The organism is Paenibacillus sp. QJM3NY_38 (assembly GCF_056173265.1).
The window spans coordinates 1,561,719-1,585,579 of sequence record NZ_CM149665.1 but is presented as its reverse complement, the minus strand read 5'-3'; the positions used below and the strand labels follow the sequence as shown (position 1 = coordinate 1,585,579).

At 49.6% G+C, this 23,861-nt stretch carries 16 protein-coding genes, 1 pseudogene and 1 riboswitch; of the genes and pseudogenes, 4 read left to right on the top strand and 13 right to left on the bottom strand.

Annotation, left to right across the window (positions count from 1 at the left end):
• Positions 1-134 precede the first annotated feature (134 nt).
• Together AC0VZ8_RS06860 and AC0VZ8_RS06855 are read right to left on the bottom strand one after the other, a co-directional pair.
• Positions 135-1,115 (bottom strand): annotated as a pseudogene (locus AC0VZ8_RS06860) (DMT family transporter).
• A 135-nt stretch (positions 1,116-1,250) separates the two neighbouring features.
• A riboswitch (FMN riboswitch) is annotated at positions 1,251-1,417 on the bottom strand.
• A gap of 237 nt (positions 1,418-1,654) precedes the next feature.
• Complete coding sequence (locus AC0VZ8_RS06855) at positions 1,655-2,023, bottom strand: hypothetical protein (RefSeq protein ID WP_475486459.1); 369 nt, start codon at positions 2,021-2,023, stop codon at positions 1,655-1,657.
• A 215-nt stretch (positions 2,024-2,238) separates the two neighbouring features.
• On the opposite strand from AC0VZ8_RS06855, the gene AC0VZ8_RS06850 reads away from it, so the two are divergent.
• Both AC0VZ8_RS06850 and AC0VZ8_RS06845 read left to right on the top strand, forming a co-directional pair.
• Positions 2,239-2,670, top strand: coding sequence for an HTH domain-containing protein (locus tag AC0VZ8_RS06850; protein ID WP_007127449.1), 432 nt, complete (start codon positions 2,239-2,241; stop codon positions 2,668-2,670).
• Positions 2,667-3,572, top strand: coding sequence for an IS3 family transposase (locus AC0VZ8_RS06845; protein WP_341035036.1), 906 nt, complete (start codon positions 2,667-2,669; stop codon positions 3,570-3,572). Before AC0VZ8_RS06850 ends, AC0VZ8_RS06845 begins: the two co-directional genes overlap by 4 nt.
• A gap of 97 nt (positions 3,573-3,669) precedes the next feature.
• On the opposite strand, the gene AC0VZ8_RS06840 is transcribed toward AC0VZ8_RS06845, so the two are convergent.
• The gene (locus AC0VZ8_RS06840) at positions 3,670-8,784 is read right to left on the bottom strand and encodes a choice-of-anchor I family protein (RefSeq protein ID WP_475486458.1); all 5,115 of its coding nucleotides are present in this window, start codon (positions 8,782-8,784) and stop codon (positions 3,670-3,672) included.
• Positions 8,785-8,958: 174 nt separating this feature from the next.
• Between AC0VZ8_RS06840 and AC0VZ8_RS06835 the strand changes: the two genes are divergently transcribed.
• Positions 8,959-10,313 (top strand): IS3 family transposase gene (locus AC0VZ8_RS06835; protein ID WP_475483739.1). Its coding sequence is split into 2 segments (ribosomal slippage): positions 8,959-9,412 and positions 9,412-10,313, totalling 1,356 coding nucleotides; the frame shifts between segments, so codons are not numbered across the junction.
• A gap of 79 nt (positions 10,314-10,392) precedes the next feature.
• On the opposite strand, the gene AC0VZ8_RS06830 is transcribed toward AC0VZ8_RS06835, so the two are convergent.
• The 10 genes from AC0VZ8_RS06830 to AC0VZ8_RS06785 all read right to left on the bottom strand — a co-directional run bounded on the left by AC0VZ8_RS06830 (position 10,393) and on the right by AC0VZ8_RS06785 (position 21,082).
• Entirely contained in the window at positions 10,393-11,139 is a 747-nt protein-coding gene (locus AC0VZ8_RS06830; protein ID WP_475486457.1) for a tyrosine-protein phosphatase, read from the bottom strand.
• The gene (locus AC0VZ8_RS06825) at positions 11,136-11,969 is read right to left on the bottom strand and encodes a carbohydrate ABC transporter permease (protein WP_235613139.1); all 834 of its coding nucleotides are present in this window, start codon (positions 11,967-11,969) and stop codon (positions 11,136-11,138) included. Before AC0VZ8_RS06825 ends, AC0VZ8_RS06830 begins: the two co-directional genes overlap by 4 nt.
• 15 nt (positions 11,970-11,984) lie before the next feature.
• The gene (locus AC0VZ8_RS06820) at positions 11,985-12,947 is read right to left on the bottom strand and encodes a carbohydrate ABC transporter permease (RefSeq protein WP_475486456.1); all 963 of its coding nucleotides are present in this window, start codon (positions 12,945-12,947) and stop codon (positions 11,985-11,987) included.
• Between the two features lie 20 nt (positions 12,948-12,967).
• Positions 12,968-14,281 (bottom strand): ABC transporter substrate-binding protein, encoded by a 1,314-nt coding sequence (locus AC0VZ8_RS06815; protein WP_475486455.1) that lies wholly within the window; start codon positions 14,279-14,281, stop codon positions 12,968-12,970.
• Positions 14,282-14,335: 54 nt separating this feature from the next.
• A complete protein-coding gene (locus AC0VZ8_RS06810; RefSeq protein WP_475486454.1) occupies positions 14,336-15,160 on the bottom strand; it encodes a metallophosphoesterase family protein in 825 nt (274 codons plus the stop codon).
• A gap of 3 nt (positions 15,161-15,163) precedes the next feature.
• The gene (locus AC0VZ8_RS06805) at positions 15,164-16,180 is read right to left on the bottom strand and encodes a metallophosphoesterase family protein (RefSeq protein WP_475486453.1); all 1,017 of its coding nucleotides are present in this window, start codon (positions 16,178-16,180) and stop codon (positions 15,164-15,166) included.
• Between the two features lie 301 nt (positions 16,181-16,481).
• A complete protein-coding gene (locus tag AC0VZ8_RS06800) occupies positions 16,482-17,132 on the bottom strand; it encodes a GntR family transcriptional regulator (RefSeq protein ID WP_071221160.1) in 651 nt (216 codons plus the stop codon).
• Between the two features lie 509 nt (positions 17,133-17,641).
• Positions 17,642-19,261 (bottom strand): extracellular solute-binding protein, encoded by a 1,620-nt coding sequence (locus AC0VZ8_RS06795; protein WP_475486452.1) that lies wholly within the window; start codon positions 19,259-19,261, stop codon positions 17,642-17,644.
• Positions 19,262-19,294: 33 nt separating this feature from the next.
• Complete coding sequence (locus AC0VZ8_RS06790; protein ID WP_071221163.1) at positions 19,295-20,176, bottom strand: carbohydrate ABC transporter permease; 882 nt, start codon at positions 20,174-20,176, stop codon at positions 19,295-19,297.
• Positions 20,177-20,191: 15 nt separating this feature from the next.
• Positions 20,192-21,082: an ABC transporter permease gene (locus tag AC0VZ8_RS06785; RefSeq protein WP_233355163.1), complete on the bottom strand. Its 891-nt coding sequence runs from the start codon at positions 21,080-21,082 to the stop codon at positions 20,192-20,194.
• A 363-nt stretch (positions 21,083-21,445) separates the two neighbouring features.
• Between AC0VZ8_RS06785 and AC0VZ8_RS06780 the strand changes: the two genes are divergently transcribed.
• Complete coding sequence (locus AC0VZ8_RS06780; protein WP_475486451.1) at positions 21,446-23,713, top strand: helix-turn-helix domain-containing protein; 2,268 nt, start codon at positions 21,446-21,448, stop codon at positions 23,711-23,713.
• The last annotated feature ends 148 nt before the right edge of the window (positions 23,714-23,861 follow it).

The following is a 23,861-nucleotide window of genomic DNA, read 5'->3' as shown; positions in this document are numbered from 1 at the left end:
CTTTAATTCCGGAAACCCTACATATCTTTCAAAAAAATGATCCTTTCGCCGGGCAAACTTACTGGAACAGTTTTGTGTAACAGCAAAAAAGCCGATCCCACCCGGATCGGCTTTTTCTACAAACGTATGTGATTTCATTGTAATTGCGGAGAAGCTTCGGATTGCTGTCTCGAAATGATAAACAGTACAACCCAGATCAGAAGGAATCCAAGAAGCTGAGGACCTGTCACGATCTGCTGGAATACGATCCAGTTGATGAGCACGCCCACCATGGGAAAACTCAATTCCGCAAGTGTTGCCACGGAGGCTTTGGTCGTGGTTAATCCTTTATAATAAACCAGCAGGCTCAGGAGACCCGGCAGTAATGCCTGGCCGATCAGGTTCAGCGATACCAAGGCAAAGGCCCCGGTATTCCAGGCCGGCATATTCCATGCTGCCCCCTCGCTCCATGTAATGACGGTCAGGAGCGGCAGGGCAAGCACGAAGCGCAGCGAGGTTACCGTCTCGTATTTCAGTTTGCCTACCATCAGGCGCCCCATGACGGTTGAACCGCCCCACAGCGCTGCTGCACCTAAGGACAAGAGACTGCCAACTTGAATAAACTCGTTCCAATGGCCAATCGGCAAGGTTAAACCGAAGGTCAGTAAATACGTGCCCGCCAACGCGATGATGAGCAGTACGCCGAAATGACGCGGAAGCTTCTCTTTCAGAAGCAGGCTGGCCAGAATGATGGCAAACAGCGGCTGCAGCTTCTGAAGCAGCAGGACGGCATTCAGATTGCCGCTCGACAGCCCCATCGTGAACAATACAGTAGCCAGTGCCGAGCCGCCCCAGGATATAAACAGCAGAGCACCGACATGACTCCAGCCAAGGCCTTTTAGTTCCTCCCGGTTCTTCCATAACACAGGAATTGCAATCAAGGAAATAATGATATGTTCAAGCAAAACGATCTGTGCCGAAGTCAGATTCTTAAGCAGAATGACCCGGAATAAGGGGTCTACGCCCCACAGGGCGGCTCCCAAAACGACGAGCCAGAACCCTCCCTTAAAACGTCAACTTGCCTGTGTGTCGGAACCATAGGGTTTCACCTTGACTCCAGTATTAATATTACTCATCTTGCCCTCTCCTGTCTTGAATACGGAGGTCTTGCTAGCAGAAAGCCCCCGTCATCGACATGTGTCGACGTAAACGGGGGCTGATCAAATAAGCCTGCGCCGAATGGAAAATTTCGCATCCACGGCAAACTCATTTTTGATCTTCTCCCATCCGGACTTTACCGTCGGCCTTGGAATTGCACCAAGTCAGTCGCTGCGATCAGATTCACACCAGAACGCAGCGAGTCGCGGGCTGAGTTTCGTTCACGCCGGAACGAAGCATCACCGCCGGTTAGGAATTTCACCTTACCCCGAAGATCCATATTCATGTTTTATTTTTGTAATGCATTCACACTAATTAATTAACCGATAATTCCTATGAGCTTAGTTAATGTATTGAAATTATAACATGAATTCTTTCATGTAAATACATCTATTTTCAAAATAAATGAAATTAGAGTTGATTACAATGAAAAATCTCACGTTCAACCAAGACTTACTGAGAATTATACAGCAAGTATCAATTTGTTACCAGTATGATTTTTTGGTATTTATTCATTTTAGGTGATTTCGAATATCTTGTAGCTGGAACGCGTACCGACCGCACCAGCCTGAAGACATAGCAGATCGAGAGCGTCCTTGGTATTAAGACTCATTCCGCTCACTCGAGGCAACGACATCGATAGAGCTTTTGAACTGGCGGCGGATTCACTTTCGTACTGCTTTCTCTCGCTTAACAGCATTTTGCTCCCATCCGGTTGAACCATATACTGACGCAAATAACCGCCTTCCCTTACGGTTACCAGCTTTCCCTTATTCTCTTCTTCCTTCTTGCTCTTCTGGAGCAGCTGTTCAAATCCGCCTTGGGCTGATTCGGCGTCCATCCGTTTCACCTGACTCCAGTATGTATATGCAGACGCAATGCGCATGTACTCACATCCTTATCCAATCGTTAATCTAACACTTACGGATATTATCGGATACCAGAGCACTTCTCTTTAACCGCTCGCATTTTACATTGATAAAAAAACCGCCCTTAAGATTTCAGTGAACTGTGACCCATAAGATGGACACTTTGAAAAAAGTGACTTCTTGTGGGTCATTTGTGTTTTAATCAAGGTATGTGACGAGGAGTGATACGAGAATGGGGAAGTTGAAACGGGTGCTCTTTACCGAGGAGCAAATGAGGAAGCTGGAGGAGAATCCAAACGTACACCATGTGACCGAGGCGGCCATTACATACACACCTGCATTCAAGCTGGAGGCGCTGAAAGCCTACAAGCAGGGGCAGACACCTTCAGAAATCTTTATTCGTGCCGGCTTCGACCTGGACGTTATTGGTCATAAGAAGCCCAAGGACAGCTTAAAACGGTGGCGTGAAACCTTCGAACTGTACGGTGAGGAAGGTTTGGCTACAGAGCGGCGCGGTAAGGGCAGTACAGGGCGCAAGCCAACTGGTCAGTTGTCAGCCGAAGAAGAATTGAAACGGGCTAAGGCCCAGATCAAACTGCTTGAAGCTCAAGTGGACATGCTAAAAAAGCTCGAAGCGCTCGATCGGCAGAAGAAGAAACGCTGACGCCCTCCGAGCGCTATGAGATCATAAATCGCACCATTCGGGCATATGGCCTGAAACGAATGACACGCTATCTATGCGAGCTCGTGGAAGTAAGTCCAAGCGGCTATTACAGGTGGCTGGGGACGGAAGAAGATCGTCAACTTCGTGCTGCCGCCGACGAGCAGGACATCCTTCTCATCAAGCAGCACTTTGACGCGCTCCGCGGCAAAGCAGGTGCGCTTGTGATTAAGATGCGGCTGGAACAGATAAGCGGCGTTGTCATGAACCACAAGAAGATTCGCCGGCTTATGAAAAAGGCAGGCTTGGTAGCCGTAATCCGTCAGGCGAACCCCTACCGCAAGATGGCTAAGGCAACTCAAGAGCACAAGACGTGTCCGAACCTGCTGGAGCGAAAGTTTGACCAAGGCGAACCTGAGAAAGTGTTTCTCACTGACATCACTTATTTGCGCTATGGAAGCGGACACTGGGCATACCTTTCCTGCGTGAAGGACGGGGCGACCAGGCAGATCCTTGCCGACAGCGTGGCAGCAACACTCGAGCTTCCAATTGTCGAGCGGACGCTACAGCGTCTTTTAGAGCGATTAGATGGAAACATTCATCCAGAAGCGATTCTGCACTCCGACCAAGGGATGCACTACACGCATCCTAAAACCCGTCTTCTCATTGCTAAGGCAGGATTTAAGCAGTCGATGTCGCGCAAAGGCAATTGCTGGGACAACGCCCCGATGGAATCATTCTTCGGTCACTTGAAAGACGACGTTGATTTTAGCGATTGCCAAACTATTGATGAAGTGAGGGTGCGAGTGAAGGAGTACATAAGCTACTACAACTCAGAACGATACCAGTGGACATTAAAAAAGATGACCCCCGATGAATTCAGAGGTCATCTGCTTGCTAGCTAAGCTCTAGGCGGTTTATTTCAAACTGTCCACAAATCGGGTCACAGTTCACAGCAACCTTAAGGACGGTCTTATAATTTCTAATGAATTCCTGCTTCGCTTAGTTCATAAATTTCAATGCTGCCAAAGTACGTTTCAGAACAAGTGCCGCTTGCGCACGGGTAACCGAATCGAGTGCTCCGAAATGACCATGGTTGTCACCCCGCAGGATGCCTTGCTCCGTAAGTCTGGCAATATAGGCAGCCGCCCAGGCAGGGATGGATGCCTGATCTTTGAATTCAATAATGGCATTCGCACCCTGATCCGATAGGCTTGTCGGATTCACCGCCTCCATGGCCCGGGTGATCATGACAGCCATTTCCGCTCGAGTCATGCTGGCATTGGGCGAGAAGGCCCCCCCAGTGCCGCCCTCGATCAAGCCGTAACGCAACGCTGCGCCGATCTCGCCGGCATAACCGGAGGCATCCTGAACATCCTTGAATGCTCCGCTCTCGATGACCGGACTAAGTCCCATCGCGCGGACCAGCATAGCCGTAAACTCTGCTCGCGTGATTACTTTGCCCGGCGCGTACGAGTTAGCGTTAACTCCGTTCACGAGCAGCTTGGAAGCCATGGATTCGATTTCCGCTTTCGCCCAGTGGCCGTTTAGATCGGCAAAGGTCTTCTTATACTGCAGCAGTGCGTAAATGCCGTTTCCGGCATGCTTCACTTCGATAGCCGGTTTACCATTCCACGTCGTCGCTGTAGCCGGTACAAATCGGAAGCTTCCCGCATCTGCGTCAAAAATTACAGCAGTGACCGAATTCGAAGCTGTCCCTGCCGGCAACGGCAGGATGCGGCTGATTACACGCTTCCCGAAATCCTTCCGTTCTTGCTCTGCGCCTGGTGCTCCAACCGCTACGCCAAACTGAAGCGCTCCGCTTCCTGACATCGAGGCGCCCATGGAAGCTGCCTTGCTTGTCATAGCATCCGCTACCTTGCTTGCTACCGGAGCCACGGATACCTTCACTTGGATGCTCCCGGAGCCTTGTGCCGGCTTCAAAGCCTCATCCAAATGTAGAGCCGTTACTGGAAGACGGAATGCGCCAAGCGCGGTCTCCAGCACCAGGGTCACATTCGAATTCCGTTCCATGGCCAACTTCAGATCTGCTGCCGAAAGGGATAACTCGGCGGCACGGTTCAACTCTGGAGCTCGAATAATGAGCTCCTGCTTCCCGTTCGCAGACAATCCGGCAACTGCCTTCTTCCACGCCTCTTCCTTCACCGTAATGCGGTCCACTGCTCCGCCTGCATCACTTATATTCAGATCCTTGCCTGCCATTACGTTTGGCAATGATGTGTTTCCGCCAGAGGAAGGAGGATTAGACTGTGATACCGGCGGTGTTACGGAGCCGCCTCCCAACCCGCCTGATCCTGATCCAGGAGAAGAGCCGTCGCCCGGATTCGCCGGTTTCTTCTGCTCCGTAATTCTACCCTCGACCTTAGGCGTAACCTTACCGCCCAGCTTGTTCACATACTCCATGAAAATTTCATAATCCGGGTAACCCAAATCCTCGTTGTAGTTTCCTTCGGCAATCGCATCGGCAAAGGATTTATATCCATCCCCGCCCTTGGCTACAAAGCTGTTCGTTGCCATCCGGTACGTCTCGGTCAATACCAGAGGTTTGTAGCTTCCGTCCTTCATGATCTGTACGTCGAACACTTTATCGCCTGCCGGAGCGCTAGGATCCCATTTGAATTTCATCCCGGCGATTTGCGGGAACTTTCCTGGCAGATCCGCCAGTTTGGCACCGCTTATTCCGTTCTCCAATCCGTCTTTCAGCTGCTGTCCGGTGACGTCCATAACAAACAGCGTATTTCCGAAAGGCATCACCGTACGCAGCTCGCCCATCGTGATTTCGCCCTCATCGATTGCGGCGCGAATACCTCCACCATTGGTGAGGGCAATATCAGCATTTTTAAGCTCTTTGGCTTTAGTCAGCATGCCATCCGCAATCAGATTGCCGAGATTCGTCTCCTTGGAGCGGACATTCTCGCGTTTGCCGTCAAGTACGACGCCTGCAGTACCGATAACCTGCTTCATCAGTTCTTCCAATTCCGCTTTGTAAGGAGCCAGCATATCCTTGGCCTGCGTGTCTTCCTGGACCGTACTATCTACCGGAATCAGCTTGCCGCCGAGTTCGCCGTCGCCAACGAGAACAACGCCGTTTTGGTCAAACTGCAGGTCTACCCGGCCAAGGAACTTGCCCCATTCATTCGCCTGCACGATGACGGTTGGTGTACCGTGTTGATTGTCCATCACCACTTCCGGTGCATTGAGCGTCGTATGGGTATGGCCTCCGACAATGAGGTCGATGCCTTCGACGGCCTCGGCCAGCGCCTGATCTTTGGCATAACCCAGGTGAGACAAGGCGATGATCTTATCAAGCCCGTCCTTCTCCATCGCTTCAACCGTTGCCTGGGCCGAAGTCACCGCATTGCGGAAGACTACGTCTTTCCCCGGGCTGGACGTCTCGGCCGTATCCTCGGTCGTTAGGCCGAATACCCCGACCCTTTGGCCGTCAACCAGCAATGTTACGTATGGATATACCCCGTTATTTGCCGTTGTCTTTGGCTGATCGGTATCGATCACCGCCGGCTTACGAATCAGGTGCGAGATGTTAGCATCCTGACTAAGATCCACATTCGCGCTGACAAGCGGGAATTGCGCCTTGCTCACGAAATCTGCAAGCGTCTTGGTTCCTTGATCGAATTCGTGGTTACCGAACGTCATTGCGTCATAACCCATATAGTTCATGAAGGCCAGATCCGCCAGCCCAAACCATTTGGTGAAATACAGATCGCCGGAGAATACATCCCCTGCATCCAGCAGCAGGCTGTTCCCGCCTTCGCTTCGGACCTCCTGAACCAGCGTGGCCCGTCTGGCCACTTCCGCCAAATGCGCATGGGTATCATTGGTATGCATCACTGTTAACTTCCACGGTTCTCCATCCACTGAACCGTCCGTAACCTTAACCGGTACTTCCGCTGATCCGTAGCCATCCTTGCTCAGGACGGTTATCACCGCTTCCCCTGCGGAGACCGGCGTGACCAGGCCGTTCTGGTCTACGGCAGCTACCATTTCGTTGGAGGAACTCCAAGCCAGCTCGGTTGAACCGCCTTGGATCGGCTCCACGCTCGCCTGCAACAGTTCCGGTGCGCCGCCTGGACTCAGCTTCAGCGATGTCTTGTCCAGCGTAATTTTGGTCACCTGGAGCTCCAGCAGGGCCACCGTTCCACTGACCTCATTAGCGACCAGCAGCAGCGGTCGTCCTGTCTTGCTGTCCGCGGCCGGAATAAAGTCCAGTCCCTCCGGGCCGGAATCCGACTCAATACCGCCGTTAAAATTCCGTGTGTTGATATAGTTCAGAAACGCAGGATCGGATGGATTCGTGACATCATACGTCATAACCCCGCCAATGCGCTCCAGTCCGACAAAAGCCAGCGTTTTCTGTCCGACCTTACCCACGGCAACATATTCCGGCTCAGGTCCTTTCTTGGCGCTGCGACTGTCCAGATCAGTTTTGTCATTGCTGGCATTGAAATGATTCGGCAAGCGCTCGGCCGTAATCTTCTCAAAGTCACTGCCGCTGTCGTACACCTGGGACATGTCGGCTGCATTCCAGATGGAGAATGAACGACCCCCATACAGATATAGCCCTCCAGTGCCCATATCGCTGGCAACTTCAACCTTGTCATAGGTGGTTCCCTTGTCAGCCAAAAATTGAGCTGCCGGAGACAACGGATCCAGACTAGGCTTCATTTTGCCAATATTGCTTTCATTGCTTCGGTCATCCCAGCCAGTAGCATCCCCTTCGTTCGCGGACAGGATATACTGCTGTCCGTTCACGCTGTAGGTCGCAATTCCGTCCGGCATATACATGCCGTAAAAAGGAACGTTCTCAAACTTGATTTGTCCATCCTTCAGGAGGTCGAGCTGGTTCTCTGGTTGATTGAAATCTTTATAACCGAGCCCTTTGACCGATTGAATACGCTTCGCGGCGATATCGACCACGGCGATTGCATTATTCTCCTGCAAGGCGACATAAGCCGTGAGCTCATCCTCGGACAAAGAGATGTATTCGGGTTCCAGATCACGAATCGCTTCAGCTTTGGTTCCGGTGCTGCGAATTTGCCCGTCCGCTTCCACAGTTCCGCGAATATGTACCAGATCGTCAATAATCGACGGGTCATCAAACTTCAGATGACTTGCTTCGCCTGATAATGTGTCGATAATCGTAATGCTTCCTTCCGGATCAGGAGCGGTCTCCGTACGAGGCTCGCCTTCATCCGCCGTCAGGATATAACGGCCATCGGACGTATATTTGACCATGTCCGGCTGGATGCCGGTTTCATAAGATTTGATCAAGCCGCCGTCATAATCAAGTACCAAAACCTTGCCGGCTTTTGCATGATCCTGCTCCTGTACAGCGACCACAACCTGCTTCGTCTTAGTGTTGATATCCACGCTGGTCAAGTCTCCATACAGGAAACCGCCCGTGCTCGCCAAATCTTCTACATTGATCTGCTTGTCCTTCAACAAACTGCCGTCAGCGCCAAGCGACACGATTTCGAGACTTGCCGGCTGGGTTGAACCATTGACTAGATAGAGCTTTCCATTATCTTTGTTGTATTTTACAATTTCCGCCACACCGCCATCCTTATTGGAGGTCCCTACGGAATAATGACCGATCATCCTCATGGCCAGCTTGTCAGCCACCGGATCTGGGCGTTTCCCCAATACTTGCAATTTCACAAGCGACTGAGCGGTCGCAGGTACGGCTGCGCTATCCTGCACCGTTACCTCAACGGTATATTCGCCCTCTTGCCCAGCAGCAGGCGTACCCGTAATGAATCCTGTATCAGACGCAATGTTAAAGCCTGCCGGCAGACCCGTCGCCGAGAAGGTATAGGGCGCTTGTCCACCATACACATCAACGGTTACCGTATATGCCTCTTCTGCATGCGCATCCGGAAAGATCTTATCGGTAATGCCGAAATCAACGGCAGCGATATCGATAGCTGCATCTTGTGATGCTGTTTCCGCGCTGGCCGTCTGGAGTATCTCCTGTCCCTCTTCAGCCATCACGGTGCCTGCCGAAAATAAAGAGGCCATCGTGATTTCCACCGCCATCAACAGCGAGACTACTTTCATGCTTTTATGCTTCAACTCCATATCCCCTCTTCTATCCTTATTTAATTCCAAGTGTAAGGAAGAAGTGTTAACGCATGCTCAATATCAGTCACGGTTTGTGTAAAATGGACGCTAAGCAGCAAAAAAGCCGCGACATCATTGTGAACTGCACCCCAATTGTTAGACACATCTAACAGTTGGAGGTGCAGTTTTTTTATGACTAAATTTACTAAGGATAGCAAATTGGCATTAATTCAAGGGTATGACTCTGATCTTCTATCTCAGACAGAATACGCAAATCAAATGGGCGTAACCAAGTCTCAATTCCAATATTGGTTGAAGCTCTATGAGATGCATGGGGAGACTGCTTTTACTAACGGCTATACAAATTATCCGGCAAGCTTTAAACTGGACGTACTCAATCATATGGCTCAATCAGACGCTTCTCTCATGGATACCGCTGCTTTGTTTAAGCTTCCGGACTTCTCCATGTTGTATTCCTGGCAGAAAAAGATGGAGACAGGCGGTTTAGAAGCCCTTGAGCCAACAAAGAAAGGGCGTCCATCCATGAAGAAAAATTCCAATTCGTCTACCAGACGATCCGTAGTTCAAGGGTCTGTCGAAGCACTCGAAGAACGTATCAAACAGCTTGAAATGGAAAATGAGTATCTAAAAAAGTTGAATGCCTTAGTTCGAAACAAGGAAAAATCACCAAACAAGACAAAGCACAAGCCGTCTGGCAACTAAGGCATAAATATCCGGTGAAGGCACTCGTACAGCTGGCTGGTATCCCGCGCAGCACCTATTACAACCTTATAAAGCGTATGAACCAACCCGATCCGAATGCCGAGTTGGGGGCTGAAATCCAGTCCATTTACGTGGAACATGATGGACGTTACGGATATCGCCGTATTCGTGATGAACTGGCAGTCCGAGGGTGGAAAGTTAACCACAAAAAGGTTCAGAGGCTCATGAAGAAGATGGGCCTTCAATGCCTGGTTCGCATGAAAAAGTATAAGTCATATAAAGGGACCGTCGGCAAGATTGCACCGAATCATCTGGACCGCCAGTTCACGGCTGGGGCGCCAAATGAGAAATGGGTGACGGACATTACGGAGTTTAAGTTATTTGGAGAAAAGCTGTATCTATCGCCCATTTTGGACTTATTCAACGGGGAAATTATCACCTATACCATGGGTTCACGACCAACCTATTCTCTAGTATCCGAGATGCTGGATGCAGGACTGAAGCGTCTGCCGGAAGAACACCAACTTCTCCTTCATTCAGATCAAGGATGGCATTACCAAATGAAGCCGTATCGCCATGCGCTTAAGTCGAGAGGCATTCTCCAAAGCATGTCACGAAAAGGGAATTGTTACGACAATGCCGTCATAGAGAATTTCTTCGGCATTCTCAAGTCGGAGTTTCTGTACTACAAAGAGTTTGAAAGTGTGGAACATTTTAAGGAAGAACTAAAAAAATATATTGGATACTACAATACCAAACGGTTAAAGGCAAAATTAAAAATGAGTCCGGTACAGTACCGAACTCATTTTGAGAAAGCTGCCTAATGAAATAACCGTGTCTAACTTTTGGGGGTCACTACATTGTCAGCGGCTTCAGCCTCATTCTTCAGGATAATCAGAGCATCTACGTCCCGATCATCTTGTTTTTCAGTATATCTAAATGCTCTTGCTGCACACCAATGCTGGTAAGATAGCTTAACGCACCGCCGTAACGGCTGTATAGATGTGACATCATCCGCTCCATATAAGCCGGGTCACAGCCTAAGAATTTCTCATAGTCCTCAGCTGAGATACCGGCCGGTCGTCCTAACCGCAGTTCATCCATGATGGGTGCAAGACACTGGCTGGTCAATGCATAATCCTCAATGATCGTCTCCTTGGGAACACCTGCAAGATCAAGCAGCAGCGCGGATATCATCCCTGTCCGGTCTTTGCCGGCCGAGCAGTGAAACAACACAGCTTCGCCGTTTGACTCAGCCATCAGAATCATCACTTCACGAAATAACGGACCGCACATATCGAGCATCATGACATACAGGTCACCTAAGGAGTTAATCATCGTTCCGGATGGATGAGCAGGATTAAGCAGGCTCACATTATAATAGGAAACCTTCGAATTCGAGGCAAACACATTAACGGCAGTTTCCAGCTCCTTCGCATTTCTCAAATCGATCACCGTTGTTATGTCCCGGCTGAGCAGATCCTTCTGATCCTGAGTTGTTAGCTTGTGCAGTCCATCTCCCCGATAGAAACGTCCCCGGTTTACGATTCGCCCATCCCCGGTACGATACCCGCCAAGATCACGTACATTAAATGCCCCTTCCAGCGGAACCACCTGTGGTGTCATACTCACATCTTGCTGAATTGTCATTTCAGACCACCCTTTACAAAGGAATCAATAATTTGTCTCTGCAGTACCAGATAAATAGCCAGCACTGGAAAACTGGCAATCGTAGTTGCCGCCATGAGAGGTCCCCACATATTGGCATCAGACGATATGAACATTTGAAGCCCCTTCTGTACCGTTGAGTTTTCCAGCTTGGTTGTCACAAGCAGCGGCCAGAAATAATCATTCCATACCGTGATAAACAGCAGAATTCCTATAGAAGCAATGGAGGAACGCAGGTTAGGTATCATGGTTCTCCACAGCACACCCCAGTCGGTTGCTCCATCCAGATGAGCCGCCTCAATCAGTGCTTTGGGATATGATTTAAACGCATGATACAGCTGCAAAATCGCAAAGGCGGAAACGATATTCGGCACAATGAGCCCCATTAAGGAATCTCTCCATCCGAGACCGCTGATGACCACATAATTAGGTATCATAATGACTTGAAACGGCACAAGCCAGGTTAAGGCAATCATACCATATATCAGGCGGCTACCCCTGAATTGCCACCGCACCATCGCATACGCTGCCAATATGCTTGTAAGCAGCTGCAATAATGTTTGGCTGACTGCCACCAGCATGGAATTGCTGAGCATGCGGGCCATCGGAATCGCGTTCCAGGCCTGTACATAGTTGTTAAAGGTCCATTGGGCAGGCAGCAGGCTCGCCGAGAATACCTCCGCTTCCGGCTTGAAGGAGGTAGCCGCCATCCAGTAGAGCGGAAATACAGCCAAAAAGCTAAGCAAGAGAAGCAGCGCATGTTGGCCTATGGAGGATATTCGATCTTTCATTGAAGTATATAACCTCTGCACGCTTACATTCCTCCTCTAGTTATCATAGAATGAGAGCTTCTTCGTTAATTTCATGAAGCCAAAGGCCAAGAGCCCGAAAGCCAGGAAGAACATAACGGCAGCAGCGGAACCTGAGCCAATATTAAAGGTCTGAAATCCATAGGTCCAGAGCAGATAATAAATATTCGTGGTCGAGTTGAACGGGCCGCCTTGTGTCAGAACATTGATATACGCGAAGGTCCATTCCGCAGCGAACAAGGTGCTCATCATGGTCATAAACAGAATCGTTGGCGACAGCAGCGGCAGGATAATGCTCCATATAACCTGGAATCCGTTGGCACGATCCATTCTGGCCGCTTCGATATACTCCTTATTAATGCCTGTGAGCGCAGCCGAGAAGATCAGTGTACTGAAACCGATCATTTTCCATCCTGTTATAAAAATAATGCTCCATATCGCGATACGCTCATCTGTAAAATAGCGGATGGGCTCATCCATCGGAATAAACCGGCCCAGCGTTTGATTTAATATGCCGTTCGTCGGATGCAGAATCCAGCGCCATACCGAAGAAACCGCCACCGGAGCCATGATCATCGGAAGGAAAATGAGCGCACGATACACATTTCGTGACCTCTTCCCGATATTGTCCGTCGCAATAGCAATAAATAGCGGCAGTATAATGGAAAACGGGAGTACACCAATCATATACAGAAGCGTGTTCCAGATGGATATCCCCATCTCCGGAAGCGAGAACAGCTGCTCGAAATTTTTCGTTCCCACATAGGTTTTAGGTGACGTTGGCAGCAGGTTCCACTCATAGAGGCTTAGCCGGAATGTTTCCACCAGCGGTTTATAAATCCAAAAGCCAAGGGAAAACAGGGCTGGCAGCATGTACAAATACGGCTTGAATCCTTTTAATCGCTTCTTCAGCTTAGCCTGATCCTTGGTCTTGGCGGAGGGAGCAGCAGAAGATGGGGCTCCGGCAATCTCATAACTCATGTTCGCTTACATCTCCTTCGCTATGGCATTAAGGCTTGAGCCCGCTCCTCGGCACCTCGCATAATCGGTGTTATGTCACCTTGACTGATAATAGCCTCTGATACCGCGTCATTCAGAATCGTCTCGATTTGCTTCCAGTTCGTTCCCGGATAGGACACCCATGGCTTCAAGCTCTCCAGCTGCTCCAGATTCGGTTTTATGAGCGGATTGGCTTCTACCCAGTCTTTGAGGTAGGCAGGGTCGTCAACAATGGCTGGCCGAAGGGGTAAATACCCAATTTCCGACGTAATGATGGTATAACCGCGTTCGCTTGTAGCGAATTTAAGAAATTCCCATGCGGCCTGCTGCTTATCCTTGTCGTCCGATAGAATGAACAAAGCGCTGCCGGAGTTGACCGGCGTTGTCACCTGGTCGCCAAAGGACGGCATTTTGCCGGCTTTCAGCTCCCACCCGCCACCTTCTGCTGCTGCAAGCAGTGAGCTTTGGAGCGCACTCGTGAACAGCAGCATGCCGACCTTGCCTTGACTGAATGCTTCGATCGCTTCGCCGTCGTTCAGTTTGCCATTTGCGCCGCTGGCAATCAGATCCTGCCACATTTGAATAGCGCCAATGGCCTCAGGCTGTCCGAATTGCAGAGTCGTCCGGTCCTCGGACAATACGCGCCCCCCATTGCTTCCGATGAGGGCTTGAATAATCCAGTCCCCGCCCGTGGCTCCTCCTACATGAACCCCGGATGCACCGGATGACTTGGCTATTTGAAGGCCGTACTCTTTCACTTCCTCCCAGGACTTCGGTGGCTGCTCCGGTTCAAGACCTGCCTTCTTGAAGAGATCTGCATTATAGAACAACACCGGGGTGCTGAAGGTGAACGGAAGACCATAGGTTTTGCCGTTCAGCTGACCCAGCTTCAAGCCGTTCTCCGAGAAGCCCTGAAAGTTGGATGCCAATTCATCGGCGGGAACGATATCCTCCAGGGGTTTTGCGTTGAAATTGTTAACCGCAAAATCCAGGCCATCGAATGTAATTTGGGCGATGTCCGGCGTGGAACCTGCAACAATATCGGCTTGTACCTTGGAATTGATGTCTGTCGAAGACACCGGAATCGGTTCGATATCGATATTCGGGTGAGCTTCTTCAAACTCCCGAATCAGCTTTTCGGTACCTGGCACCTGGCTTGCGATGGCCAGATTGTAGCTATAGAACGAAACCTTGATTTTCGTGTCCGATGCAGCACTGGCTGTATCCTCCGTCGAACCGGCATTGCCGCAGGCAGTAGAGGTCAATACCGTAAGCAGCAGGGCAGCTGCCGTCCACTTTTTGCTATGTTGTTTCATACTCCATCTCCTTTTATATGTAGATTAATTCGGGGGAGGGGCTTTAATAGCTGCTTACGAATGAGCTTGTTCCATCTCCATCTTCCATTCGAATACGAGCCGCTGCTCACCAGGCATCGCCATCGGGTGAACGATCATCCGGCCGTCTTTCACCAAAACCAGATTGTAGCCGCTGTTATCAATAAACTTCATGCTATGCGCTGCTGTCGGTTCAATGCCGAAGGCTACGCCGGTAGCCGCCGCGCTTGGAATCCCCTCAAACAGTCCGATGTTATTCACGTGAATATGCCCGGATAACAGTCCGATCACATCGCTGCCGGCAATGGCATCTGCCAGATCCTGCGGATTGCACAGCAGGTGGCTGTCCATTAGAGCTGTGGGTGTGGGCACCACGGGATGATGAAGCACGATGATGCTTCCCTTCGGTGCAGGAGTGGAGAGAGTCTCCCGCAGCCATTCCAGCTGCTCTTCATCCAGATGACCCTCATTCGACCCTGGAACCTGGGTGTTCAGCACGATGAGCCGAAGCCCGGATTCCATGACCGAATAATAATAGGATTCTTCAGTGGGCTCTTCCTCCAGATAACCCTCCCGGAAATATGGACGGGAATCATGGTTCCCCAGTGCAAGATACAGCGGCACACCGAGTTTAGACATCTCTTCCTCCAGCAGCAGCCGTAAATAGCTGTAATCCTCGACATTGCCGTCTTGGGTCAAATCACCGCTGATCACAACAAAATCAGGCTTCCGCTCCAGCTTTTCCAGCTCGGTAAAAACATCACGCAGCTTTTGAGAAGCATCGATTTTAAATAATGGATTTTTCCCCGGAATATTAATATGGGTATCCGTCATGTGAACAAAGAACACCGTATCCTGCATCGTTTATACCTCCTGAGGTTCTAAATGTTGACCCGACGAACTCGGTTTATAAATTCCCGCTTCCTGCACACCATCCAGTTGAATAACACGATAGGAGGGCTTGCCGCCACGCATGTTGACCCACAGCATCACATTTTGACTTTCAGGGCCGGTGCCGTGAGCATGTCCCCCCGTTCTGCCAAGCTGAATATATTCCCGATTCCCTTCCGAGCTGTACTCCATGGCATGCAAATGTCCGGCAAAAGTCGTATACGATCGGGAACCCAGCATTTCCTCCAGCCTTTTGAACTGCGGATCTTCCGATTTCCAGCCAGGCTTATGCATGCTCACGAAGGTCCATCTGGCATCCGAGTTCTCCTCCAGTATGATTCTCGCAAAGTCCAACTGCTCATCGCTGATCGACAACTCAATCCGTCCCAGATCTTGCAGCTGATCTTCAGGCAAAAGAGTCAAGATGTCCTGGTAAAATGCTTGCATATGCTCGTCCGTACTCGCTGGGTCATGCTGTATCTGAAAGGTTGCTTTTTTAATAATGTCTATAAACGCATCAGGCAGCTCAGACGGCGGGTCCTCCGTATTCAGCATAAGATAGAGGATATCGCCGATACGAAAAGCATAATATTCTAAACCCTTCCGTTCCCTCCATACATCCAGCATCACTTGACTGCCGCAATCATGGTTGCCGACTATTTGGAAGAAGGGCAAACCAGTTGCTTCGATAAGATGGTCGATCTCATCCCATTCCGCTCTGGCAGATGACGCTTCTCTCCAGTAGCCTTCAATCAAATCCCCGACACTGAGCACAAAATCCGGCTTCAAATCACGCACGGTCTCGAGCGCCTTTTCAAATACGCCCGCTGTTGCCATACCGCATCGGTCACCTAATACCGCGAAGCTGAAATCCTCTGTTGGAATATCCTTCAACTCCCCAAACCACGGACGCCGATCCGTCGTCCCGCTCTCCGACGCAAACCAAACCGCATGCTCTCCATTCATGTGCTGTAACTGAAATGGCTTCATGATCATACCCTCTTTCGGAAATGGTTGTTTTCATCGCTTCAACAACAAGTATGCAGGTTGTATGTAAGTTGAAAACAAGAACTATGTTATTCCATTGTTAATTTTCCAGCATTGAATGTATCCCGTAAAATGAAGGAATCAAACATGAAATCCTGTCACGTAAGCATAAAAAAAAGCCTTCCGGGGTGTCGAAACAGCCCAAAAAGCGTTGTTTGGTATGCTTCCAGTAATACCTTGATGGAAGCATACATTTTACATTATTGAAATAGATGTATCTTGGATTCCTCCGAAAAACAGCGGATTAAAAAATACTGCCCCACATCAGTTTCTCGGCCATATAATGATACTGCTCGCTCAGTGCCTTCTTGGCACCAGCTACGTCATGCAGACATAACCTCTCATACATCAAACTGTTGGTTGCGATGGCCCATTCCGGTTTATCATCCGGATAGCGCTTGCGGTGGGATACCATCTTGGTTAGAAACTTGGTCCTGTACATGCCCAGGACACCCACCATATAATCATTGCGGAGCGTCCGCAAAATGCTCTCCGTGAACAGCAAGGAATTATCGTAATATCCGAAGTTGTCATTCTGTTCCAGTGCAGCCTTTTGCCGATCCAGACAGAGACGAAGGGTCTCCAGATCGAAGGACAGCTTTCGTTCGATGGCTATATCCATGACGAATAACTGCATGGATACAAGCACCTCAAAGATTTGATAGAATTGCTGGAAGGAAATTTCCTTCACAAGCACCCCTCTGCCCTTAAAGGATTCAACCAAACCTTCCTTTTCCAGTATGGAAATGGCTGCCCGTACCGGGGTCCGACTAACACCGAGCTCTTTAGCCAGTTCGTTCTCTGACAGCATGGTTCCAGGCAAGTATTCACCCTTGATCATATTATCACGAATCGTGTCGTACACTTGAGCTTCTAAAGATGGTCTATGCTGCATGGACTTCTCCTTTAAATAGATGAATACAGTAACATAGTGTAAGCCTATCATATACAGTCGCTCTTTAAAATAAGCAAACTACCCGAACGGTTTGAAGAGGACGGCACTTGATCAAGAGATTTTCCCAGCCTAATCAAAGGCTCCAAAATGCCGCATCGTTGCTATAATTATCAATATAACCCAACGTATGAACAGAATCGCCCACATGATAAGGAAGCCTTGAATCAATCGCTCAACAATCCATTCGACCTTCTTAATTGAGGTATATCTTCGCCTAGGTTTGAAAAACCAATGGGCCAGCCCTTTGAACGCACCTATAACAATTAAAACGATTCTCACGCGGCTGACTTCGCCCTCCTCCTGTAAATTGATATTCTCAGTTCTGTTACCGTAATCTGATCTTATCACCCCATTTGGGATGTTTCACCAATTATTTGAGCAGGCAAAAAACGCGATGCAGGAATCTCTCCACACCGCGTCTTTTAAAGGATCTAACTGTTACTTACTACTTACTCCGCCTGGTAGCGCTCATAAGCGGCCTGGTAAACCTCCATGTATCGGTCCAGTCCCATCTTGTTGAGCGTATTCACATACTCATCCCATTGGGTGAACGAGGCCGAGCCGTTCACGAATTTCGCTTCCATTTCCTTAACGTAATCCTCGATATCTTTACCGATCGAGGTCATGACGTCCGTTTCCTCCAATGTAAAGTTAAAGTTGTACAGGATCTCCTTCACGGCATACGGCTCTGCCTTTTCGGCTGCGGCCATGGCGTTAGGTCGTGTCTCCGAGGCTTTAAACCATTTCTCCCGCACAAAGCCCGGATAGCTGCCCCCGAGCCAAGTGAAATACTTGGCCAACGCCTGATCCTGCGTTAATCCATTTGGATTCTCCGTAATCTCCTTCACATACTCCAGCTGACCGTCAGCGTTCTTCGTAAATGTCTCGCCTTCTTTACCCATGAAATAGAACTGGGCACCCTCATCCCCGTAGAAGTAATCCATCCAGCGGATCGTTGCTTCCGGATTCGGGTTCTTATCGGTAATCGCAAATGCACCTACGTGAACCATCGGCACTTTGACGTGGGAATAGAGCTGATCACCATGCGGTCCCTTAAGCGCCCCGAGCCCGATGTATTCTTTGCGACCCATCACCATCTCCGGATTCGGCACAATTGTGGCACCGAGCAGGCCCTCCTGCCCTTTGGCATTCAATGCGCCGCCCTCAATCGTGAAGATCTCTTTATCGAGCAGTCCTTCCTGGTGCAGCTTATTTACGAACTGGAGCATTTCCTTATACTCCGGCAAAGCTTTGGTGAAGCGAAGTTTTCCTGTGTCCGGATCTATGTCCACCAATTTATGGCCAAGTCCGCTTGTGCCAAGTCCCCAAGAGCCTTTCAAGTGATCGATGATTCCGGTTATGCCTGCTGAAGCGAAAGGAATCTCATCATGCTTTCCGTTACCGTTTAGATCGGTTTCTTTTACCGCCTTCAAATACGCATAGAATTCTTCTGTCGTCTGCGGCTCTTTCATCCCGAGCTGATCCAGCCACTCCTGATTAATCCAAATCGGTGTACCAATCAACATGGAGAGCAGCGCAGGATCGTAGAAAGAAGGCAGGGAATAAATGTTGCCGTCCGGCATCGTCAGCCCTTTTCGAATATCCGGGTACTCTTCCATCAGCTTTTTGAAATTTGGTGCGTATTTATCGATCAGATCATTCAGCGGTATAAATACTCCTTGCTCCCCATAACGGGTTAACTCTGCGGAGCTGACCCTTGCGGAGTAGAATACATCCGGATAATCTCCACCTGCCAGCGCTAAGTTCCGCTTCTCGGTCAGGGTATCGAATGGAATGAGGTTCCAGGTCACATTCACATTGGACATCTCTTGATAGGTTTTCCATACGAGTGTTTCCTCAAATTTGCTCCCGTTTGATGGCGACTTGCCCGTGAAGAACGTCAGATCGAGGGGCTCGTTCACAATCGGCATGCCGGTCTCGTTAAAATTGGCTTGCGGCGTCTCACCCTTATCCGTTGCACCTTCCCCGCTTTTACTACCGCAGCCTGCCAGCAATCCGGCTGCCAGTACAGCTGCCAATGTGAGTGAAGTCCATTTTCTCATCACCATAAAATTCAATTCCTCCTCATGAAATGTACGTAATCAACCTTTAATTGCACCAATCATAACGCCCTTCACAAAATACTTTTGCAGGAACGGGTACAGCAGCAGCATCGGCAGATTCGTCACAATGACCGCCGCATATTTGATGGCTTCCGCGTCCATCAGACTTCGCGCCAGTGAATCATCGCTGATATCCACCATCTCCTGCATCTGTCCCTGTACCAGAATCTCGCGCAGGAACAGCTGCATCGGATAATTGGCACGATCAGATAAGTAGATCAGCGCGCTGAAATACGAATTCCAGTGACCTACGGCGTAGAACAGCACCATCACGGCCAATATCGGTCCGGATAACGGCAGCACAATCCGCAGCAGTACCCGCATATTGGACGCCCCATCAATGAACGCGGCCTCCTGCATTTCCTTCGGAATGGAACTCTGGAAGAAGGTCCGCATGATGATAATGTTCCACACCGATACGGCCGAAGGAATAATGATGGCCCAAATCGTATCCAGCATTCCCAGTTCCTTCACCAGCAAGTAATTGGGGATCATCCCACCGCTGAAGAACATGGTAAAGACAATGATTAGTGTAAATACATGTCGACCCTTGAAATCAACCCTGGAGAGCGGATAGGCTGCCGCAATGGTCATCAGAACATTCAGCGCCGTTCCCGTCGTGGTATAGAGCAAGGTGTTCAGAAATCCTCGTACAAGCTCCGAATTGGCAAACAACCGCTCATATCCGACAAATGACAGCTCCTTGGGCCAGAGCCATACTTCCCCTCGCATGACCGTTTCTGGTGCACTAATGGAAGCAATAAGTACAAAAAATAAAGGATACAGTACAAGGAGCGTGATAAAAGATAGTATAATGTAAATAAATACTCCGGCTATTCGTTCACTTCGGCTTTGCGGCATACGCATCATTCCTCCTTACCATAGGCTGTTCTCGCTGACTTTTCGGGCGATCCGGTTTACGGTAATCAGCAGGATGAAGTTTACAACGGAGTTAAACAGGCCAACCGCAGCCGAGAAGCTGTACTGGGCACCCAGTATACCACTCCGGTATACATTCGTAGCAATGACGTCAGACGCTTCCATATTGAGTGAATTTTGCATCAGGAAGATCTTCTCGAAGCCGACGCCCAGAACGGAACCGATGTTCAGAATCAGCAGAATGGTCATCGTTGGAGCAATGCCCGGCAGATTGATATGCCATATTCGCCGGAACCAGCCTGCTCCATCCACCTTGGCCGCCTCATGCAGCTGCGGATCAATCCCGGCGAGTGCCGCCAAGTAGATAATAGAGCTCCAGCCCATACCCTGCCATACGCCGGACCATACGTAGATGCTCTTGAACCAGGATGGCTCCGTCATGAAGGCGATCGGCTCTCCGCCGAAGGAGGTGATAATCGAATTGACCAGGCCGCTGACCGGCGACAGGAACATCATGATCATACCGACGACGACCACCGTAGATAAGAAATGGGGTGCATAAGTTACGGTTTGTACAAATCGGCGGAACCGGCCCGATCTGGCTTCATTAATCATCAATGCCAGGATAATCGGAATCGGAAATCCGACCGCCAGCTCATATAACCCGATGCCCATCGTATTTTTGATAATGCGCCAAAAATAAAAGCTGTCAAAAAAGCGTTCAAAATGCTTGAAGCCTACCCATGGACTATCCATAATCCCTTTGTTCGCAATAAAATCCTTAAATGCAATCTGGACGCCATACATGGGTACATAATGAAATACAATGAAGTATAACAGAACTGGTGCAAATAAAGCGTACAGCTGCCAGTTTCTGCGAACCTGCATCATCCATCTTCGCCAAGCACTTTTCCTGCGAATGTTTGAATGCGCTTCCAAGGTGTTTAGATGACGTTGTAAAATCGGCAATCCCCCCTCTTTCGTCTATGCGTCTTCGTGTGTCTTAAAGGTCCACGTCTGCATCATAAACGACCCGAACGCATATGGGGTATTGACCATTTTAATGATGTCTCGCCTTTCATTGGATGGATGGGCAGAAGCGCCGTTTTCCTAAAGCATTGCTTAAAATCTAAAATATTGACTATCCATTTTTTACGAACGATTAACATGAATCGGGCACAATCCTTAACACTTGTCCTATATAATGTTGTGAAACCTTGAACGTCAGAAAAATATAAAGGGGGGAAGGCTGTGAATTGGATCAGACATAAAAGCCGCAGTGTATTCTTTAAAATTTTTCTGAGCTTTCTGGCCATCATCGTGTTATTCGGATTGTTCTATACGGTCATTTTCCAACTCTTTAAGACCAGCCTGCAGAAAGAAATCATCGATACGAGCCAGCAGGCGGTTCACGATACGGCAGAGCGGTTCAACAACCAATTCAGCAGATTGCAGGTATTAATGTTCGATATATACAATCAATCCGAATTAATCGGCTTCAATAATCAGCTTCGCCACCAGGCCGGAAACGAAGTCAATTACTTGAAGGCTCGAGATGTGATGATGCAGATGCGGAGCGATATCTATAACCCGCTGTTCTTTCTGGAGGATACCCTGATTTATCTCCGGGAGTTTGATTTTGTACTGAGCAAATCCGGAAGCGGCGATGCTTCCTATATGTTCAATCGTTCCTATGCAAGCCCGAGGTATCCTTATTCGTTCTGGAGCAGCTACGAGGGCCCTCAGGAATCCTTCAAACTTCTCCCTGCGGCCACTTATCGAGTCAACAACGATTTGTCCGAGAAAACACTGATGCCTTTTGTCTACAAGCAGCCGGACAGTCCTTATGAGGTCATTGCCCTTATCGATATCGACAAGGCCGCTCAGTCCTTCTTCGGCGAATCCGATGATCGTGCACTCGCCATTCTGAATGACGAAGGCCAAGTGCTCTATACGCTGGGCTCCATGAACCAAGATCAGCTTCCGACGTTTGAAGCCGGACAGAAGGCCGTACTCAAAGATGGAACCTACTATTTTGCCGAAGCCGGGTCCGATGGACTGACCTATGTCTCCGCCGTGCCTTACAGCCATGTCTCTTCGCAGCTCAGCCGGTTAACCGGCGGTTTGCTGCTCATCTTCTGCCTGTCGCTTGGCGTGGCCCTTGCCGCTTCCTTTTTCCTGAGTCGCAGATTGCACAAGCCGGTGAAGCAGATTTTAACAACCGTGCTGAACAGAGCCAACAGCTCATCCATGCCGGAATCCGGAAGCATCACCGAATACGATCTGATCCAGAACCGGATTCAAGAGCTGTTCCGGGAGAAGGAAGAAATACGGGAGCGCATGAACAAGCATAAATCCGTTCTAACCAGCTACTCTTATATTAGTCAGCTGAAGAGCATCAATACCGATATTAGCGAGTGGGAGGATTTCCTGTCGGACGACGGAAGCTTTATCGTGGTTCTGTATCACATCCGTTTCCGGATGAATCCGGTTTATGAGCTCCCCCTCCAGACCGATCAGGCCGTCCGCCATATGCTGGAGCATATTCATCTGATCACGGCAGAACGCTATCCGGGATCCCACACGTTCCAGATCGAAAAGAATGAGATTGTATCCATCTTTAAACGGGAGGAAGCCGCCCGCCTGGAGGAACTGCTGCAGGAAATCAAGGACATGTTAAATGAGGAAAAGGAATTGTTCCTTGTCACCATCGCCGTCAGTTCCCAAGTGAGCCATTCGTCCGAATTCAATCAAGCCTACCATCAGGTCAAAGGACTGACCGCACAGGCACAACTCTTGGAGGAATCACAGATGGTAACCAAGCAGCGGGTCCTTCCAAACACTGTCAACCTAAGCCCGTCTAAGGAAAAAGGACTGCTTGACGCGCTGCAATCCGGCAGCGACAGCCGTTCCTTGCAAATCATCGATCAGGCGCTCGAGGCCATGCAGCGCAAGGAGGCCGGCATCTCGCAATTCCGTTTCTTCGCCGATTCGGTCGCTTCCAAGATTCTAAGTTATATGGAGACGGCGCAGATTGACAAAACATCTGTCCAATCCTTAAAGCAGTGGAGCACAAGATTGGCAGAATGCCATTGCATAACAGATTACCAAGGGGTATTCCGTCAGCTCGTCGAAGCCTCCTGCGCCCTCATTCGCAAGAAAAAGGATACTGGCCAAGAGCCGCTCATCGCCATGTTCATGAACATTATCCATAACCAGTATGCCGATGATCTGTCTCTCGACTATCTGTCAGCCAAGCTGAACCTGTCGAGCGCCTACCTCTCCGTCTATATCAAGGAGAAGACCGGTCTTAACTTCAGCGACCATCTGCTTGGCATCCGTATGAACAAAGCGAAGGAACTGCTGGCATGCACGGACTTGACCGTCAATGAGATCAGCCAGCGTGTCGGCTATCTCAACATTACCTCCTTCAACCGGACGTTCAAGAAGGCCGTCGGCATGACGCCGGGCGCCTACCGCAGGCAGCATGTGGTGCAGACCCATGCCAGCGGATCATGAATGGTCGCTGTGACAAAAGAAAACCTTCTCTTCTCGGCATGGCGGGCATATGCCCGGCCATGTACGCGGAAGAGAAGGTTTTTTCACTTCCAAATCGAAATAAGGATATAGGGAAGAAACCTATATCAACAAACCCAAAGGATGAGAA

Bases quoted from the DNA above. Each gene is read 5' to 3' on its own strand.
- AC0VZ8_RS06855 (WP_475486459.1), bottom strand. From the start codon at position 2,023: ATGCGCATTGCGTCTGCATATACATACTGGAGTCAGGTGAAACGGATG.
- AC0VZ8_RS06850 (WP_007127449.1), top strand. From the start codon at position 2,239: ATGGGGAAGTTGAAACGGGTGCTCTTTACCGAGGAGCAAATGAGGAAG.
- AC0VZ8_RS06840 (WP_475486458.1), bottom strand. From the start codon at position 8,784: ATGGAGTTGAAGCATAAAAGCATGAAAGTAGTCTCGCTGTTGATGGCG.
- AC0VZ8_RS06815 (WP_475486455.1), bottom strand. From the start codon at position 14,281: ATGAAACAACATAGCAAAAAGTGGACGGCAGCTGCCCTGCTGCTTACG.
- AC0VZ8_RS06810 (WP_475486454.1), bottom strand. From the start codon at position 15,160: ATGCAGGATACGGTGTTCTTTGTTCACATGACGGATACCCATATTAAT.
- AC0VZ8_RS06800 (WP_071221160.1), bottom strand. From the start codon at position 17,132: ATGCAGCATAGACCATCTTTAGAAGCTCAAGTGTACGACACGATTCGT.
- AC0VZ8_RS06820 (WP_475486456.1), bottom strand. From the start codon at position 12,947: ATGAGTTATGAGATTGCCGGAGCCCCATCTTCTGCTGCTCCCTCCGCC.
- AC0VZ8_RS06790 (WP_071221163.1), bottom strand. From the start codon at position 20,176: ATGCCGCAAAGCCGAAGTGAACGAATAGCCGGAGTATTTATTTACATT.
- AC0VZ8_RS06795 (WP_475486452.1), bottom strand. From the start codon at position 19,261: ATGGTGATGAGAAAATGGACTTCACTCACATTGGCAGCTGTACTGGCA.
- AC0VZ8_RS06830 (WP_475486457.1), bottom strand. From the start codon at position 11,139: ATGACAATTCAGCAAGATGTGAGTATGACACCACAGGTGGTTCCGCTG.
- AC0VZ8_RS06785 (WP_233355163.1), bottom strand. From the start codon at position 21,082: ATGCAGGTTCGCAGAAACTGGCAGCTGTACGCTTTATTTGCACCAGTT.
- AC0VZ8_RS06805 (WP_475486453.1), bottom strand. From the start codon at position 16,180: ATGAAGCCATTTCAGTTACAGCACATGAATGGAGAGCATGCGGTTTGG.